We start from the raw sequence: 531 nt of genomic DNA, 5'->3' as shown, positions 1-531 counted from the left end.
AGTGGCCTCGACACCTCGCTCAGACCCAAGGTTGTAGGACCATGCAAGCCCGAGGTTTTCGACATTGTCCGCCGAAATTTGGGAAAGAGGGCTAAAGCGCGTCTCCGCATAATCAAAACCATGGGTGGGCCAGTCCTTGCCGGTTTTGGCATTTTCAATGATATAGCTTTGATTTACCTGATCAGCCGCAATAACAGTGCTGGCTCCGATTACGAAAAATGGAACTAATGCACTACTTGTTAGTTTTTTTGATAGACGTTTTCTGTAGTGATTATTAGTCAGTTTCATTTTTATATCCTTTCGTTGTTATTACTGTTTTATGGGATTTTAAAACGCTTTTAGAATACGAAAGTTGAGTCGGTGCTGTTCTTTAAATCCATTTTCTACGGACAAATCTCTTCCATAATTTGCGATTAGTTGCAGTCCCGGATTCGCAAACCATGCCGTACCGATAGTCATCTTGGTAGTTGCAAGGTCATTGTCCTGGTTTATATCGTTTACTTGTGTCTCACCGCCGAGGGTATGAGAAAT

At 42.6% G+C, this 531-nt stretch carries 2 pseudogenes; both read right to left on the bottom strand.

Going from position 1 to position 531, the window contains the following annotated elements:
- Window positions 1–288, bottom strand: a pseudogene (locus AC5JQH_RS21405) (PQQ-dependent dehydrogenase, methanol/ethanol family); the annotation flags it as partial.
- A gap of 39 nt (window positions 289–327) precedes the next feature.
- Window positions 328–531, bottom strand: a pseudogene (locus AC5JQH_RS21400) (transporter); the annotation flags it as partial.

The sequence above is a fragment of the Marinobacter sp. H13 genome, assembly GCF_059072335.1.
The sequence above is the reverse complement of the archived record's forward strand: the minus strand, read 5'-3'. Positions and strand labels throughout refer to the sequence as shown.